At 65.8% G+C, this 15,579-nt stretch carries 16 protein-coding genes and 1 pseudogene; 11 read left to right on the top strand and 6 right to left on the bottom strand.

What is annotated here, in order from left to right; genetic code table 11:
- Positions 1-3: 3 nt before the first annotated feature.
- Together flgM and flgA are read right to left on the bottom strand one after the other, a co-directional pair.
- Complete coding sequence (gene flgM, locus ACIP1U_RS26250; RefSeq protein WP_400321378.1) at positions 4-312, bottom strand: flagellar biosynthesis anti-sigma factor FlgM; 309 nt, start codon at positions 310-312, stop codon at positions 4-6.
- A gap of 173 nt (positions 313-485) precedes the next feature.
- Positions 486-1,292, bottom strand: a complete 807-nt coding sequence (gene flgA, locus ACIP1U_RS26245) for a flagellar basal body P-ring formation chaperone FlgA (protein WP_400321375.1) — start codon at positions 1,290-1,292, stop codon at positions 486-488.
- Positions 1,293-1,521: 229 nt separating this feature from the next.
- Between flgA and flgB the strand changes: the two genes are divergently transcribed.
- From flgB to flgL, 11 genes are all read left to right on the top strand, one after another.
- Positions 1,522-1,929 (top strand): flagellar basal body rod protein FlgB, encoded by a 408-nt coding sequence (gene flgB / locus ACIP1U_RS26240; protein WP_400321373.1) that lies wholly within the window; start codon positions 1,522-1,524, stop codon positions 1,927-1,929.
- Positions 1,930-1,963: 34 nt separating this feature from the next.
- Positions 1,964-2,371, top strand: a complete 408-nt coding sequence (gene flgC, locus ACIP1U_RS26235) for a flagellar basal body rod protein FlgC (protein WP_029048751.1) — start codon at positions 1,964-1,966, stop codon at positions 2,369-2,371.
- A gap of 58 nt (positions 2,372-2,429) precedes the next feature.
- Positions 2,430-3,095, top strand: a complete 666-nt coding sequence (flgD, locus tag ACIP1U_RS26230) for a flagellar hook assembly protein FlgD (protein WP_400321370.1) — start codon at positions 2,430-2,432, stop codon at positions 3,093-3,095.
- A 72-nt stretch (positions 3,096-3,167) separates the two neighbouring features.
- The gene (gene flgE, locus ACIP1U_RS26225) at positions 3,168-4,415 is read left to right on the top strand and encodes a flagellar hook protein FlgE (protein WP_400321368.1); all 1,248 of its coding nucleotides are present in this window, start codon (positions 3,168-3,170) and stop codon (positions 4,413-4,415) included.
- A 26-nt stretch (positions 4,416-4,441) separates the two neighbouring features.
- Complete coding sequence (gene flgF, locus ACIP1U_RS26220; RefSeq protein WP_400321365.1) at positions 4,442-5,185, top strand: flagellar basal-body rod protein FlgF; 744 nt, start codon at positions 4,442-4,444, stop codon at positions 5,183-5,185.
- Positions 5,186-5,276: 91 nt separating this feature from the next.
- Positions 5,277-6,062 carry a flagellar basal-body rod protein FlgG gene (flgG, locus tag ACIP1U_RS26215; protein ID WP_400321363.1) on the top strand — a complete coding sequence of 262 codons (786 nt, stop codon included), beginning with the start codon at positions 5,277-5,279 and terminating at the stop codon, positions 6,060-6,062.
- An 11-nt stretch (positions 6,063-6,073) separates the two neighbouring features.
- The gene (gene flgH / locus ACIP1U_RS26210; protein ID WP_400321361.1) at positions 6,074-6,772 is read left to right on the top strand and encodes a flagellar basal body L-ring protein FlgH; all 699 of its coding nucleotides are present in this window, start codon (positions 6,074-6,076) and stop codon (positions 6,770-6,772) included.
- Positions 6,756-7,925 carry a flagellar basal body P-ring protein FlgI gene (locus ACIP1U_RS26205; protein ID WP_400321358.1) on the top strand — a complete coding sequence of 390 codons (1,170 nt, stop codon included), beginning with the start codon at positions 6,756-6,758 and terminating at the stop codon, positions 7,923-7,925. Before flgH ends, ACIP1U_RS26205 begins: the two co-directional genes overlap by 17 nt.
- 2 nt (positions 7,926-7,927) lie before the next feature.
- Positions 7,928-8,965 carry a flagellar assembly peptidoglycan hydrolase FlgJ gene (flgJ, locus tag ACIP1U_RS26200; protein ID WP_400321356.1) on the top strand — a complete coding sequence of 346 codons (1,038 nt, stop codon included), beginning with the start codon at positions 7,928-7,930 and terminating at the stop codon, positions 8,963-8,965.
- A gap of 348 nt (positions 8,966-9,313) precedes the next feature.
- Positions 9,314-11,236 (top strand): flagellar hook-associated protein FlgK, encoded by a 1,923-nt coding sequence (gene flgK, locus ACIP1U_RS26195; RefSeq protein ID WP_400321354.1) that lies wholly within the window; start codon positions 9,314-9,316, stop codon positions 11,234-11,236.
- Between the two features lie 41 nt (positions 11,237-11,277).
- On the top strand, positions 11,278-12,504 hold the full coding sequence (flgL, locus tag ACIP1U_RS26190; protein ID WP_400321351.1) for a flagellar hook-associated protein FlgL: 1,227 nt from the start codon (positions 11,278-11,280) through the stop codon (positions 12,502-12,504).
- 169 nt (positions 12,505-12,673) lie between these two features.
- On the opposite strand, the pseudogene ACIP1U_RS26185 reads toward flgL, so the two are convergent.
- From ACIP1U_RS26185 to pstA, 4 genes and pseudogenes are all read right to left on the bottom strand, one after another.
- Positions 12,674-12,995 (bottom strand): annotated as a pseudogene (locus ACIP1U_RS26185) (NnrU family protein); the annotation flags it as partial.
- Positions 12,996-13,094: 99 nt separating this feature from the next.
- Positions 13,095-13,787, bottom strand: coding sequence for a phosphate signaling complex protein PhoU (gene phoU, locus ACIP1U_RS26180; protein ID WP_400321348.1), 693 nt, complete (start codon positions 13,785-13,787; stop codon positions 13,095-13,097).
- Between the two features lie 12 nt (positions 13,788-13,799).
- Positions 13,800-14,585, bottom strand: a complete 786-nt coding sequence (pstB, locus tag ACIP1U_RS26175; RefSeq protein WP_400321454.1) for a phosphate ABC transporter ATP-binding protein PstB — start codon at positions 14,583-14,585, stop codon at positions 13,800-13,802.
- 68 nt (positions 14,586-14,653) lie between these two features.
- Positions 14,654-15,577 carry a phosphate ABC transporter permease PstA gene (pstA, locus tag ACIP1U_RS26170; RefSeq protein WP_400321346.1) on the bottom strand — a complete coding sequence of 308 codons (924 nt, stop codon included), beginning with the start codon at positions 15,575-15,577 and terminating at the stop codon, positions 14,654-14,656.
- Positions 15,578-15,579 lie beyond the last annotated feature (2 nt).

Raw genomic sequence — 15,579 nt, 5'->3', positions numbered from 1 at the left:
TGGCTATTGAGGGTCGGCCTGGCCTAGCTCGCGCAAGCTGGCGAGCAGGCCATCGGCAATTTTGCCCGGGTCGATCTTGATCCGGCCTTCGGCAATAGCCTGGCGGATTTCTTCAACCTTGGCGGTATCGATATCGTCGTCGGTTTCCTGCGTCAGGCGGCTGCTGATCTCGCGCACCTGCGCGGCCAGCGGGCTGACGCTCAGCCCGGAAGACGGCGTGGCGGCGCTGGCCGGTGCGGCCTGGGGCCGCGCGGCGGCGTCGCCTGCGGGCGCGTCGGCGGGCCGGGACGAGGTGGAATGGTTGATCTTCACGGGCGTTCCTTGCTGGTTTCCTATGGCATTACGGCCGTGGCGGGGAAATCTTTAGGGGGACGTGCCCCGCAGGGTGCCCCATTTCGCCCAAACGGCCGGACCGGCGGCATTTTCGCATGCCACGGCGCCATCTGAATCCGGCTGCCAACCCATGATCAGCAGGGTGAAAGTGCTTATTGCAGCACGACCGTGTCGCCGCTGCGCACCAGGCCGTTGACCACCTGGCCGTTGCGCAGCCGTACCTGCACGGTATTGCCAGTGGCGGCGTCGGCCAGCACCTTGCCTTCGCTGGTGATCTGGAAGGCTTCACCCTCGACCGACACGGTGACGGTCTGCCCCTGGCGCACCGCGATGGCCTTGCGCAGCAGGTCGCTGCGCATGGGCGAGCCGGCGGCGATGCGGTTGGCGGCGACGGCGCCGGCAAGCTGTGCCGGATCGGTGATGACTGCGCGCGGCAAGGTGGCAAGGTCACCCTGGCGCACTTCGATATCGGCCTGGCTGACCGGTTCGCCCGGACCCAGGGCCCGCGAGGCAACGTAATAGTCGGTCAGCACCGACACGCGCGCTTGCATATAGCGCACCCACGGCCGCTCGCCGCCGCAGCGCACGCCGACCGAGACCCGGCCCCAGGGCGAGGCGCCGGCGGGCAGGAACGGATCGGGCGACACGCATTCCGGCGCGCGGCCGCCCGACGGCGGCGCCACCTGCACGCTGACCTTGCCCGGCAAGCCGACGGCCTGCTGCAGCAGGAAGCGCTCCACGGCAACGCGTGCGGGATCTTCAGTGAAGGGGTTCGCCGTGGCTGCGTGCTGGCCGGCCAGTGCTTGCATGGCAACCGGCGTGACCTGCGCCGGCGCGGCGCCAGTGGCCCCGGCAAGGCACAGCAGGCATGCCGCCAGCAGGGCCTGCGCCTTGCGCGGGCCGTTGCGGCGGGAATGGCGGCAGGGGGTGCGTCGGAGAGTGCGGCGATTGGGGTTCATCTGTCTTCCCGGCAAGGACGGCGGGGCCTGCGCTGGCATGCCTGGCGCGCTGCCCCGTGACCGGCGGCGCGCCCCGTCTACATCAGTCATCGGGTTCCGATTGTAGGCAGCGCCTCGCGCGAGGGCGTGCCGAAATGCGAGGATTTCCCGTCCTTATTCATCCGATTGGCGTGACAGGCCCCCGCCTAAGATGGCAACCCTGAAGAAGGTCGTCCAGGGAGATGCCAGCATGATCGACAGACTCGACGCGTCGCTACGCTTCCAGCAGGAAGCGCTGAGCTTGCGCAACCAGCGGCAATCGGTGATTGCCTCCAACATCGCGCACGCCGATACCCCGGGCTACAAGGCCCGCGACTTCGATTTCGCCAGCACGCTGGCGCAGTCCGTGGAACGCGGCCATCGCAACGAAGGCATGTCGCTGTCGACCACCCAGGTGCGCCACCTGCCCGCGCAGGCGCCGACCAGCGAGGCGTTCGACCTGGCCTACCGCATCCCGCTGCAGTCCAGCGTCGACGGCAACACCGTTGAAATGGATGCCGAGCGCGTGGCCTTCGCCGACAACGCGGTGCATTTCGAGTCGGGCCTGACGGTGATGAACTCGAAGATCAAGACCATGCTGGCGGCGATCCAGCAGTAAGCGAGCAACAGATCCAGCAGCAAGGAGAGAGCGCATGCCGGCAATGAACATCTTCGACGTCGCGGGCTCGGCCATGGCGGCGCAGTCGCAGCGCATGAACGTGACCGCGTCCAACCTGGCCAACGCCGACAGCGTGGTCAGCCCCGACGGGCAGGCCTACCGTGCCAAGCAAGTCGTGTTCGGCATGGCCCCCACGCCCGGCCAGAGCGACGTTGGCGGCGTGCAGGTGGCCGGCATCAGCGAAGACCCGTCGCCGCCGCGCATGGTCCACAACCCCACGCATCCGATGGCGAACGCGCAGGGCTACGTGGTCATGCCCAACGTCAACCCGGTGGAAGAGATGGTCAACATGATCTCGGCGTCGCGCTCGTACCAGGCCAATGTCGAGGTGCTCAACTCCGCCAAGAACATGATGCTCAAGACGCTCACGATCGGCCAGTAAGGCCGGCCAGCGAGCACCGCCACCGATCTCAAACCTGAACGCAACGCCGGACGCCGACATGACATCCACTACCTCGGTCAACAGCAGCACCCAGGGCATCAACGACGCCCTCAAAAGCGGCAGCGCCAGCGCTTCCGAGCTCCAGAGCAACTTCCTGACGATGCTCGTCACGCAGATGAACAACCAGGATCCGCTCAACCCGATGGACAACTCGCAGCTGACCTCGCAGCTGGCGCAGATCAGCACGGTCAGCAGCATGCAGACCATGAACGCGACGCTGACGCAGCTGCTGTCGCAGGTCAGCGCCAGCCGCGCGATGGATTCGGCGGCGCTGATCGGCCGCACCGTGATGGTGCCGGGCGCGCAGGTGTCGGTGACGGATGGCGTGGCGGGCAAGATCGGCGTGGACCTGCCGTCGACCGCCGACGCGGTGACGGTCGACGTGCTCGACAAGGACGGCAACGTGGTCCGCACCATCGACATGAAGGGGCAGACCGCCGGCGTGCATGACATCGCCTGGGACGGCAAGAACGACGCCGGCAACCTGGTGCCGAACGGCGACTACACCTTCAAGGTCACGGCCACCGCCAACGGCACCTCGGTGCAGCCGGTGGCGCTGAACTACGGCAAGGTCCAGAGCATCAGCGGCGACTCGACCGGCGTGCTGGTCGACCTTGGCAACGGGCAGACCGCCAACGTCGACGACGTGCGGCGCATCCTCTAATCGCAGGCGCCCGCTGCACGCGCGCAATGCGGCGGCGGGCTTCAACGACAGCTAAAGCAAAGGAAGATAACCATGGGTTTCGGTCAAGGGGTAAGCGGCCTGAATGCCGCCGCGTCCAATCTCGATGTGATTGGCAACAACATCGCCAATGCCAACACGGTTGGCTACAAGCAGTCCGCGGCGCAGTTCGCCGACATCTACGCCGGCACCAAGATCGGCCTGGGCGTGCGCGTGAACTCTGTGGTGCAGTCGTTCAACCAGGGCAATATCGAGGCCTCGGGGCGTTCGCTTGACGTGGCCATCACCAACGGCAACGGCTTCTTCCGCATGACCAGTCCGGATGGCGCGGTCTACTACTCGCGCAACGGCCAGTTCCAGCGCCAGGAAGACGGCCGCCTTACCAACATGCAGGGCTTGCAGGTGACGGGCTATCCGCCGGGCGTGGCCGGCGGCGCGGGCGTGCAGCCGCAGCCGCTGACGATCAGCAATGCGCAGATGGAGCCCCAGGCTACCAGCCGCATCACCGCCAAGTTCCAGCTGGATTCGCGCGCCACCGTGCCGGGCACCGCCTTCGCCAGCACGGCCGGCAACCCGCCGACCAGCGACATGTTCAACTACAGCACGGCGATCAACGTCTATGACTCGCTGGGCAACAAGCAGCAGATGATGGCGTACTTCGCCAAGGTGGCGGATGCCGCCCCGCCGGCCACCACGCCGCCGACCGTCGCGGGCGGCACCGACTGGCAAATGTACGTCACCGACGTCGACGGCAACATGGTCGGCGGCGCGCCGGTCACGCTGGCGTTCGACAACGCCGGCGCCATGCAGTCGCCCGCGGCCGGCGCGATCTCGCTGACGCAGCCCGCCGCCAACGGCGCGCAGGCACTGAACATGGCGCTGGACCTGACCGGCACCACCCAGTTCGGCGCCGACAACGACGTCAAGCAGCTGAGCCAGAACGGCTACACCTCGGGCAGCCTGCTGGGCTACACGGTGAACTCGGACGGCACCATCACCGGCAGCTACTCCAACGAACAGACCAAGCCGCTGGGCCAGATCGTGATGGCCGCGTTCGGCAACGTCGAGGGCCTGAAGCCGGAAGGCGACAACGTGTGGTCTGCCACCGGCGCTTCCGGCGAGGCCCTGCTGGGCGCAGCCGGCGGCAGCATGGGCACGCTGCGCTCGAACGCGGTAGAGGCGTCCAACGTCGACCTGTCGGGCCAGCTGGTGAACCTGATCGTCGCGCAGCGCAACTACCAGGCCAACGCGCAGACCATCAAGGCGCAGGACACGGTCATGCAGACCCTGGTCAACCTGTGATCGCCAAGCTGAGCTGAGCCGCCGCCATGGACCGCATGATCTACACCGCCCTGTCGGGCGCCAAGCAGATACTCGACCAGCAAGCGGCGGTATCGAACAACCTGGCCAATGTCTCGACGCCGGGTTTCCGCGCGCAGGTCAACCTGTATCGCGCGGTGCCGGTGGTCGGCGCCGAGCCCGGCACGCGTGCGTTCACGCTGGCGTCCACGCCGGGCGCCGACATGCGCGCTGGCCCGCTGACCTACACCGGCCGCGCGCTCGATGTGGCGCTGCAGGGCAATGGCTGGCTGGTGGTGCAGGCGCCTGACGGCACCGAGGCCTATACCCGTGCCGGCGCGCTGCAGGTGGCGCAGGACGGCCAGGTGCAGACCCTGTCCGGCCTGCCGGTGATGGGCGACGGCGGTCCGCTGGCGGTGCCGCCGGGCTCGCAGGTCACGATCGGCACGGACGGCACCATCACCGCGCGCGGCCCGGGTGAAGCTTCCGCCGGCCTGGCCCAGGTGGGCCGGCTGCGCGTGGTCAACCCGCCCAACGACGCCATCGCGCGCGGTGACGACGGCCTGTTCCGCCTGCGCGCCGGCGCGCAGCCGCTGGAGGCCGACCCCACCGTGCGCGTCATTTCCGGCGCGCTCGAAGGCAGCAACGTCAACCCGACCGAAGCCATGGTCGACATGATCGCCAATGCGCGCCGTTTCGAGATGCAGATGAAGATGATCCAGGGCGCGGACGGCAACGAGCAGCGCGCCAACCAGCTGCTGTCGACCAACTGACGCGGCAACACTGAACCGAAGCGCGGCGCGCCGATTGCGGGCACGCCCTCCGCTCCAGCTACCAGCTACAAGATTCCCAGCAAGGACCACCATGATCCGCTCTCTCTGGATTGCCAAGACCGGCCTCGATGCGCAGCAGACGCAGATGGACGTGATCTCGAACAACCTGGCCAACGTGTCGACCAACGGCTTCAAGCGCGGCCGCGCGGTGTTCGAGGAACTGATGTACCAGACCATCCGCCAGCCCGGCGCGCTGTCGTCGGACCAGACCACGCTGCCCTCCGGCATGCAGCTGGGCACCGGCGTGCGCCCGGTTGCGACCGAACGCATCCACACCCAGGGCAATCCGCAGCAGACCGGCAACAACAAGGACGTCGCCGTCATCGGCCAGGGCTTCTTCCAGGTGGCGCTGCCCGACGGCACCACCGCCTATACCCGCGACGGCTCGTTCCAGGTGGACCAGAACGGCCAGCTGGTGACTTCCAGCGGCTTCGTGATCCAGCCCGCCATCACCATCCCGGCCAACACGCTGTCGCTGACGGTGGCGCGCGACGGCACCGTGTCGGTGACGCAGCCGGGCTCGAGCGCCAACGTGCAGGTCGGCCAGCTGCAGCTCGCCACCTTCATGAACCCGGCCGGCCTGGAAAGCATGGGCGAGAACCTGTACGTGCAGACCGATGCGTCGGGCGCGCCCAATACCACCGTGCCGGGCCTGAACGGCGCCGGCGTGCTGCAGCAGAACTACGTGGAAGCGTCCAACGTCAACGTAGTGGAAGAGCTGGTCAGCATGATCCAGACCCAGCGCGCGTACGAGATCAACAGCAAGGCAGTGCAGACGTCCGACCAGATGCTGCAGCGCCTGGCGCAGATGGGTTGAAGGTTGTGGACATGGCCACCTTGCTTTCCCGCCTGGGCGCGCGTGCGCTGTACTGCCTGGCCGGCGTGGCAATGCTGGCCACCAGCGGCTGCGCGCTGGTGCCGCGCGAGCCGCTGGTGCAACTGCCCACCACGGCGCGCGCGGAGCCGCGCCCGATCGGTCCGGCTTCCGGATCGATCTACCAGTCGTCGTATGCCGGCAATCCGTTGTTCGAGGACCGCCGCCCGCGCAACGTGGGCGATATCCTGACCATCGTCATCACCGAAAACGTCAACGCCAGCAAAAACTCCGGCACCAATACCAGCCGTACCGGCAGCACCACGCTGACATTCGACGCCGTGCCGCGCGCGCTGGGCGGCCTGTTCGGCACCAGCCAGAACGCCGACATCAACGGCGCCAACAGCATGAAGGCCAGCGGCGGCGCCAGTGCGGCCAACACTTTCAACGGCACCATCACCGTCACCGTGCTGGAAGTCTTGCAGAACGGCAACCTGGTGGTCTCCGGCGAAAAGCAGATGGCCATCAACCAGGGCGCCGAGTTCATCCGCTTCTCGGGCGTGGTCAATCCGCGCACCGTCACCGGCGACAACGCCGTGCTGTCCACGCAGGTGGCCGATGCGCGCATCGAATACACCGCCAAGGGCGTGATCGACGAAGCGCAGAACATGGGCTGGCTGCAGCGCTTCTTCCTCAATGTCTTACCGTTCTGACCGCGCCATGTCCGCTTCCATGCTCGCCTATTTCCTGTCACGCCTGCTGCGCGTGAGCGTGATCAGCCTGGCGCTGGGCGTGGCCTTCGGCGCCTTCGCCACCGTCGCCAAGGCCGAGCGCCTGAAAAACCTGGCCACCTTCCAGGGCGTGCGCGACAACCCGCTGGTCGGCTACGGCCTGGTGGTCGGGCTGGACAACACCGGCGACCAGACCATGCAGACGCCGTTCACCACGCAGAGCCTGACCAACATGCTCTCGCAACTGGGGATCACGTTGCCGGCGGGCAAGAACATGCAGCTCAAGAACGTGGCCGCGGTGATGGTTACGGCCACGCTGCCTGCGTTTGCGCAGCCCGGCAGCCAGCTTGACGTGGTGGTGTCGTCGATGGGCAATGCCAAGAGCCTGCGCGGCGGCACGCTGCTGATGACGCCGCTCAAGGGCGCCGACGGGCAGGTCTACGCCATCGCGCAGGGCAATATGCTGGTGGGCGGCGCGGGCGCGTCGGCCAACGGCAGCAAGGTGCAGGTCAACCAGCTCGCGGTGGGCCGTATCGCTAATGGCGCCATCGTCGAGCGCGCGGTCGCGGCGTTCCAGCCGGACGGCGGCGTGCTCAACCTGGAGCTGAAGGAAACCGATTTCGGCACCGCCGAGCGCGTGGTGGAGGCCATCAACCGCTCGATGGGCGGGGGCGTCGCCGCGGCGCTGGACGGCCGCACGGTGCAAGTGCGCGCACCCGCCGCGCCGAGCGCGCGCGTGGGCTTCCTGGCCCGCATCGAAAGTATTGACGTGACCCCCGCCAAGGCCGCGGCCAAGGTGATCCTGAACGCCCGCACCGGTTCGATCGTGATGAACCAGGCGGTGACCGTGGAAGACTGCGCGGTCGCGCACGGCAACCTGTCGGTAGTCATCAATACGCAGCCGGTGATCAGCCAGCCCGCGCCGTTCAGCGGCGGGCAGACCGTGGTCGCGCCGGTATCGCAGATCGACATGAGGCAGCAGGCCGGCTCGCTGCAGGTGGTCAAGGCGGGCGCTTCGCTGGCTGCCGTGGCCAAGGGGCTGAACGCGCTGGGCGCGACCCCGGCCGACCTGCAGACCATCCTGGAAGCCATGCGCGCCGCCGGTGCGCTGCGTGCGGAACTGGAAGTGATCTGATCATGAGCGCGTCCATGCCACCGCAGGCCGCGGACCTGACGCAGCGCTTCGCGCTCGACACGCAGGGTTTCGAGGCGCTCAAGCACAGCGCGCGCAACGGTGCCGACGCGGCCACCTTGCAGGCGGCCGCCAGGCAGTTCGAGGCGGTGTTCACGCAGATGGTGCTCAAGAGCATGCGCAATGCCACGCCGCAGGACGGACTCTTCGACAATGAGCAGAGCAAGCTCTACATGTCGATGATGGACCAGCAGCTTGCGCAGCAGATGTCGTCGCGCGGCATCGGCCTGGCCGAAGTGATGGTGCGCCAGCTGGCGCGTGCCGCGGGCACGCCGATGCCCGCGGGCATGAATGCGATGACGCCGGCCGAGTCCGGCAGTGCCGCCGACGCCCAGATGGCGCGGTTGCTCGACAGCCGCGGCGCCGCGGCTGCCGACGGCAACGAACTTGCCGAGCTGCCTGCCGTCGGCACGGTGGTGCCGGGACAGAACTGGAATCCCACCGCGGGCTTGCGCCAATACCAGTCGCAGTTCTACGGCGAGGGTGGCCACGGCGGCGAGGCGCTTGGCCCGCTGCCCGCCGATGCGCCGGCTCACGTCAGCGCTTTCGTCGCGCGCATGGCGGCGCCGGCCGAAGCCGCGTCCCGCGCCTCGGGCGTGCCGGCACGGCTGATCGTTGGCCAGGCGGCGCTCGAGTCGGGCTGGGGCCAGCGCGAGATCCTGCATGCCGATGGCTCGACCACGTTCAACGTGTTCGGCATCAAGGCCGGATCGGGCTGGAAGGGCCGCGTGGCGGAAATCACCACCACCGAGTACGTTGACGGCCAGCCGCAGAAGGTAAAGGCAAAGTTCCGCGCGTATGGATCGTATGACGAAGCTTGCGCGGACTATGCGCGGCTGCTGACCAGCAATCCGCGCTACGCGGGCGTGGTGAGCGCAGGGTCGGCCGAAGACGCCGCGCACGGACTCCAGCGCGCGGGCTATGCCACGGATCCGTCGTACGGGCACAAGCTGGTGAAGATCATGAAGAAAGTGGCGGTTTAACGCGGATGCGGATCGCGGGGCGCGCCAAAGCGACACCGCATGAACATGGCTCCCCTCTCCCGCGAAGTGGGAGAGGGGTGGGGGAGAGGGCCGGAGCGTCCACGAAGTGCAGCGCAACGGTACTGCGAGACGCTGGCCCTCTCCCCCGGCCCCTCTCCCGCAAGCGGGAGAGGGGAGCAAACCGCCGCAAGTGGAACTGCATGTGGCTACGGCTATCGGCTATCGCGCAGCGTGCGCCATCGACCGCACGTCAACCTAAAGTCCCGCCCCCAGCCAGCCGATAACTCCCACATCCACCACCGCCGCGCCAAGCCGCGGGCAGTCCAACGAATCCGGGGTCAGAGCACAATGTCTCTCTTCAGTATTGGTCTTTCCGGCCTGAACACCGCGCAGAACGCGCTGACGACGACCAGCCACAACTTCGCCAATTCGGCGACCGAAGGCTATTCGCGCCAGAACACCATCGTGGCATCGGCCGGCGGCCAGTACACCAGCCAGGGTTTTTACGGCTACGGCGCCAACGCCACCACCGTCATCCGCGTTTATGACGAGTTCCTGACCGGTCAGCTGCGCGGCGCCACCTCGGCCAGCGCCTCGCTGGCGGCCTACTCCGACCAGATCGCCCAGATCGACAATCTGCTCGCCGACCAGAAGGGCGGCCTGGCGCCGCTGATGCAGAAATTCTTCGCGGCGGTGCAGGCCGTGGCCGACACACCGGCCGACCCCGCCGCGCGCCAGGGCATGCTGTCAGCCGGCGAGGCGCTGGTCGGCCAGGTCCGCTCCGCCAGCAACTACTTCAAGCAACTGCAGTCCGGCGTCAACGAACAGGTCGGCACGGCAGTCACGCAAGTCAACGCGTACACGAAGCAGATCGCCAACCTGAACGAGGAAATCACGCGCATGAAGGCCGCTTCCGGCGGCCAGCCGCCCAATGACCTGCTCGACCAGCGCGACCAGGCCGTGGCGGAGCTGACCAAGCTGGTCGGCGCCAAGGTGGTGGTGCAGGACAGTGGGACCTACAACGTCTTCGTCGGCAACGGCCAGCCGCTGGTGATGGGCAACGATTCCTACGACCTGAAGGCAGTCGCCTCCGCCGCCGACCCCAACCGCACCGTGGTTGCCTACACCCTGCCCAACGGCAGTGTGTACGAGAGCGAGGCCGGCGCGATCACCGGCGGCTCGCTGGGCGGCCTGCTGCAGTTCCGCACCGAGACCCTCGACGCGGCGCAAAGCGCGATTGGCCGCCTGTCGCTGGCGATTGGCCAGAGCTTCAACGAACAGCACAAGCTCGGCATGGATCTGAACGGCGCCATCGGCACCGACATGTTCAAGCTGGGCACCGCCACCGTGCTGCCCAACGCCAACAACACCGCCAACACCACGGTTGCCACCGCCACCATCGATGACGCCTCGGCGCTGACCACCAGCGACTACAAGCTGCAGTTCGACGGCACCAACTACACGCTGACGCGCCTGTCAGACAACCAGCAGGTCATCGCACCGGTGCCGGCAGCGTCCGCCAGCTATCCGCTGACCTTTAGCGCCGAAGGCTTCAGCGTCTCGATCAACGCCGCGATGGGCGCCACCGACTCGTTCACGATCCAGCCGACGCGCAATGCCGCGACCGGCTTCGACATGGCGATCAGCGATCCCGCCAGGATCGCCGCGGCCTCGCCGGCACGGGCCGATGCGGCCGCCACCAACAAGGGCAGCGCCACCGCCAGCCTGGGCAACGTCGCGCCGGGCTTTACGCCGATGGCGGGCAAGATCACCGCCGTCTATACCGCGACCGGCTACGTGTTCAAGGATGCGGCGGGCACGGACCTCGCGCCGCAGCCCACGGGCGTGGCCAATGGCAGCAATACCGACTACGACATCGGCGGCCTGACCTTCAGCTTCGGCGGCACGCCTTCGGTGGGCGATTCCTTCACGCTCGGCGGCAACGCCGGCGGCGTCAAGGACAACGGCAACATGCTGGACCTGGCCAAGCTGCAAAACGCCAAGACCGTCGGCGGCGTGTCCAGCTTCAGCGACGCCTACGCGCAACTGGTCAACGATGTCGGCACGCGTGCCAAGTCAGTCAAGATCGCCTCGGCGTCGCAAGACAGCATCACCACGCAGATCAAGACGGCCCAGCAGTCGGTGTCGGGCGTCAACATGGACGAGGAAACCGTGTCGATGCTGCGCTTCCAGCAGCTGTACCAGGCTAACGCCCGCGTCATCCAGACGGCTACCTCGCTGTTCGACACCATCATCGGCATCGGCGGGTAAGCACCGCCGGCACGTCAACGAATCCGAATAGGCTATCCAACATGCGCGTTGCAAGCTCCACCCTGTACCAGCAAGGCCTGGCGTCGATGAACCTCCAGCAGGGCTCGCTGCTGCACATCCAGCAACAGCTCGGCACTGGCCGCCGCGTTCTCACGCCGTCCGATGACCCGGTCGCCGCCACCCGCGCCCTCGGCGTCAGCCAGGCCCAGGCGGTCAATGGCCAGTACGCGACATCGCGCAGCCAGGCCAACATCGCGCTGGCGGCGGAAGAAAACGCGCTGCAGTCCGTGACCACGGTCACGCAGAACATCCAGACGCTGCTGGTGCAGTCCGGCAACGGCACCATGAGCGACGCCGACCGCGGCTCGCTCGCCACCGCGCTGGAAGGGCTGTACAACCAGCTGGTCGGCCTGGCCAACTCCGATGATGGCAACGGCCAGTACCTGTTCGGCGGCAACCGCTCCGGCACGGCGCCGTTCACGCAAGCCAGCGGGGCCGGCAACTACGTCGGCGACACCGGCCAGCAACTGCTGCAGGTCGACGTCGCGCGCCAGATGCCCGCCGGCGACAACGGCCGCGACGTGTTCATGAGCGTCACCGGCGGCGCGGGCTATGTGATCAAGGGCAACAGCGCGAACACTGGCAGCGCCACCTTCGGCACGGTCTCGATCACCGATCCCAGCGACCCGCTATACGGCAAATCGCTGCAGGTCACGTTTCAGGCCAACGCCAGCGGCCAGATGGAATACAGCATCACCGACATGGACGCCCCGGCGCCCGCACCGGTGCTGTCAGGCCCGACCGCCTACAATTCGCCGGCTCGCATCGAGCTCGGTGGCGTCACCTTCAACGTCACCGGCGAGCCCAAGGACGGCGATACGCTGACCATGGAGCCTGCCAAAGAGGCCGGCACCGACATGTTCGCCAACCTGCAGAACGTGATCGACGCGCTGCGCCAGCCCACCAGCGCCGCCAGCGACCAGGCTTACCTGAGCAACGTGCTGTCCACGGCAACGCGCCAGTTCTCCAATTCGCTGGATAACGTGCTGACGGTGCGCGCCTCGGTGGGTTCGCGGATGCAGGAACTGGATGCGCTGGACGATGTGGGCACCAACCGCGACCTGACGTATTCGCAGACGCTGTCTGGACTGCAGGACCTGGACTATGCGGCGGCGATTACCGAGTACTACCAGCGTCAGACGGCGCTGCAGGGTGCGCAGCAATCGTTCATGCAGATTCAGGGGATGAATCTGTTCAAGTATCTGTGATGGCGGGCTGGGCGGGAAAAGGCTGTTGTGCGAGTAGATTAAAGCCTGAGAAGCTCGCACTTTAAAGGTTGAGAAGCGAGGGTAAATCGCCCGGAAAGCCGCGCCGCATAAGGGCTTCTCAACCTTTCGCCTCGTCGCGGAGGGTGTTCGGATCGACCCCTTCGGCGTGGCCTGCCAGCATCGGATGACCGAGCGCTGCCTTGATGCGGTTACCAGGCACATATGCCGCCGCAATCAGCACGAAGGCCGGGATCGTGACTAATGCTGCAACGTGCCGCCCCCACACTGGCGGCGTCCAGACCACCACGTGATGCGCGCTGGCCAGGCCGTAGCCCCAGACAACCAGCGCCAGGCCGGCAATCGAAACCAGGGTGTATAAGCCAGCCACGTAGGCCGAGCTTGGCAATCTGCGCGGTACGCCATGGGTCGGCAACCATGCGCAACGAGTGCACACCCAGGAAAATGAACAATCCCAATACCAATACCGTCATGCTGCGACCCGATTCGAACGCCACAGGGAGTCGCCATCCGGTGGGCGAGTCGACAATGCCGAAGCGCCGCATGCGTTGGCCGGATAGCGCCAAGACTGCTCATTGTTTGTTTGCTTCCTGTCCGATATGCCGGACATCGGTGCCCTTGACGATGTAGATCGTGAATTCGGCGATGTTCGTGGAGTGGTCTCCGATGCGTTCGATCGCCTTGGCGATGAAGAGATAGTCAAGCGACACGGAGATCAGCTTCGGGTTCTCCATCATGTAGCTCATGAGCTTGCGCACGAAGCCGCGGAATTCTTCATCGAGGCCGCGATCCTCCTGCACGATCGTTGCCGCGGCCATGACGTCAAGCCTGGCAAAGGCATCCAGGGCCTTACGGAGCATTTCGACAGCGAATGCAGCGGAGACGCGGAGCTCGGAAAAATCGATGGTCGGGCGTGACACTTCGCAGATGATGTGCTTCGAGCGCTTCGCAATGTGGTAAGCCTCATCTCCTGCGCGCTCCAGGTTCGTGATGGTCTTCGAGATTGCCATCAGCAGTCTCAGGTCGCGAGCCGTAGGCTGCCGCCGGGCGATGATGTCGCTGCAATGCGCGTCAATTTCGACTTCCTGCCGGTTGACACGCGCCTCCGTCGCGATGACGTTCTCCGCAAGGCTGACATCGAAGGTCTCCAACGCACGGATTGCCGACTGAACTTGTGCCTCTACCAGCCCGCCCATCCGCAAGACTTCCGTGGTGATATCGGAGAGGTCGGCATCGTACTGGCTGGACAAGTGCTTCTCGGTCATGGGGTGCCCCGTTCAGCCGAAACGTCCGGTGATGTAGTCTTCCGTTGTCTGCTGAGTTGGCTTGAGGAAGATCTGGTTGGTCTGGCCATGTTCGATCAGTTCGCCGAGGTACATATAGGCGGTGTAGTCGGAAACCCGCGCCGCTTGCTGCATGTTATGGGTCACGATAAGGATGGTGACGCGTGCCCGCAGCTGGCTGATGAGTTCTTCGATACTGCCCGTGGCAATCGGATCCAGTGCCGAGGTTGGCTCATCGAACAGCAAGATCTCGGGATCGGTCGCCAGGCATCGTGCGATGCAAAGGCGTTGCTGCTGTCCGCCGGACAAGGTCGTAGCCTGGGCCTGAAGACGGTCTTTGACCTCGTCCCAGAGCGCAGCATCGCGCAGAGCCGCCTCGACGCGTTCGTCGAGCATGGAGCGACTCTTCGCCCCCCGCAGGCGCAACCCATAGGCGACATTTTCGTAGATCGACTTGGGGAAGGGATTTGGCTTCTGGAAGACCATGCCGATGCGCATGCGCACTTCTATGGGGTCGACTCTGGGATCGAGGATGTTGGTGTCGTCGGGATAGAGCCGGATGTCACCCTCGTACCGGTTGCCCCGGTAGAGGTCATGCATGCGGTTAAAGGAACGCAACAACGTCGATTTGCCGCAGCCGGAGGGGCCGATCAGGGCAGTGACACGCTTCTCCTGGATGGGCAGGTTGACGTCCTTGAGCGCCTGGAAGGTTCCATAGTAGAAGCTGAAATTGATCGCAGCCGCCTTCACGGGAGTCGGATCCAGGGCATGCGTCTTCAGTTCCTGCGCGAAGGCGTTGTGTGCCGAAGCGGGGTAAGCGTCCCGCTCTGACACAGGTATCGTGTTGCTTACCACTTGATTTCCCTCCTCAGGCGGTAGCGAATCCAGATGGCAAGTCCGTTCATCGAAAGTGTCATCAGGACCAGGATGAACCCGGCTGCAGCGGCGTTCTGCTGGAAGGCTTCCTCAGGGCGGGATGTCCAGTTGAACATCTGGATCGGCATCACGGTGAAACCTGACCAGAGCCAATCAAAATTGATCCAGGGGAATCCTGGCTCGAAGGGCGACGGGGGCAGGAATGCGATAAAGGTGAGTGCGCCGATGGTAATGATGGGGGCAGTCTCCCCGATGGCGCGCGACATGCCAATGATGACGCCGGTCATGATGCCGGGCATGGCATATGGCACGATGTGATCGCTGGTTACCTGCCATCGGGTGGCGCCCACCGCGTACGCGCCTTCCCGAATATCCTGCGGGATGGCGCGAATCGCCTCGCGCGTGGCCACGATAACGACCGGAAGGATGAGCAGTGCGAGAGTCAGGCCAGCGGAGAGGATGCTCTGGCCCAGGCCAAAGGCATAGACGAAGATCCCCAGTGCGAGCAGGCCATAGACGATGGAGGGCACGCCAGCCAGGTTAGTGACGTTGATCTCGATCAGGTCCGTGATCAGGTTCTTGGGTGCGTATTCTTCCAGGTACGTGCCGGCGGCAATCCCCAACGGAACGGCGGCGATGGCCGTCACCAGCATCACAAGCAAGGAGCCGACCCAGGCGGAAAGTATGCCGGCCTGCGAAGCGCGCCTGGACGGGAAGTTGGCGAAGAACTCCGGTGTGAGGCGTTCCCAGCCCGTATAGGCCATCTGGACGAACAGCGCAACAAAAGCCAGGATGCCGACAAGCAGGGCGATAAAACCTGCAATGGCGAAGAAGAGGTCCCAACGCTTGTTGGACTTGATGACGACGCGCATCGCGTCGAGTGGCGGCTGTTGCATGG

This window comes from Cupriavidus sp. NPDC089707, assembly GCF_044748965.1.
Taxonomy (GTDB): domain Bacteria; phylum Pseudomonadota; class Gammaproteobacteria; order Burkholderiales; family Burkholderiaceae; genus Cupriavidus.
This window is presented reverse-complemented; position numbering and strand designations above follow the sequence as displayed.

Coding starts and splice junctions, on each gene's coding strand:
- flgK (WP_400321354.1), top strand. CDS start 9,314: ATGTCTCTCTTCAGTATTGGTCTTTCCGGCCTGAACACCGCGCAGAAC.
- flgE (WP_400321368.1), top strand. CDS start 3,168: ATGGGTTTCGGTCAAGGGGTAAGCGGCCTGAATGCCGCCGCGTCCAAT.
- flgL (WP_400321351.1), top strand. CDS start 11,278: ATGCGCGTTGCAAGCTCCACCCTGTACCAGCAAGGCCTGGCGTCGATG.
- phoU (WP_400321348.1), bottom strand. CDS start 13,787: ATGACCGAGAAGCACTTGTCCAGCCAGTACGATGCCGACCTCTCCGAT.
- flgA (WP_400321375.1), bottom strand. CDS start 1,292: ATGAACCCCAATCGCCGCACTCTCCGACGCACCCCCTGCCGCCATTCC.
- pstA (WP_400321346.1), bottom strand. CDS start 15,577: ATGCAACAGCCGCCACTCGACGCGATGCGCGTCGTCATCAAGTCCAAC.
- flgD (WP_400321370.1), top strand. CDS start 2,430: ATGACATCCACTACCTCGGTCAACAGCAGCACCCAGGGCATCAACGAC.
- flgG (WP_400321363.1), top strand. CDS start 5,277: ATGATCCGCTCTCTCTGGATTGCCAAGACCGGCCTCGATGCGCAGCAG.
- flgH (WP_400321361.1), top strand. CDS start 6,074: ATGGCCACCTTGCTTTCCCGCCTGGGCGCGCGTGCGCTGTACTGCCTG.
- ACIP1U_RS26205 (WP_400321358.1), top strand. CDS start 6,756: ATGTCTTACCGTTCTGACCGCGCCATGTCCGCTTCCATGCTCGCCTAT.
- flgJ (WP_400321356.1), top strand. CDS start 7,928: ATGAGCGCGTCCATGCCACCGCAGGCCGCGGACCTGACGCAGCGCTTC.
- flgB (WP_400321373.1), top strand. CDS start 1,522: ATGATCGACAGACTCGACGCGTCGCTACGCTTCCAGCAGGAAGCGCTG.
- flgC (WP_029048751.1), top strand. CDS start 1,964: ATGCCGGCAATGAACATCTTCGACGTCGCGGGCTCGGCCATGGCGGCG.
- flgF (WP_400321365.1), top strand. CDS start 4,442: ATGGACCGCATGATCTACACCGCCCTGTCGGGCGCCAAGCAGATACTC.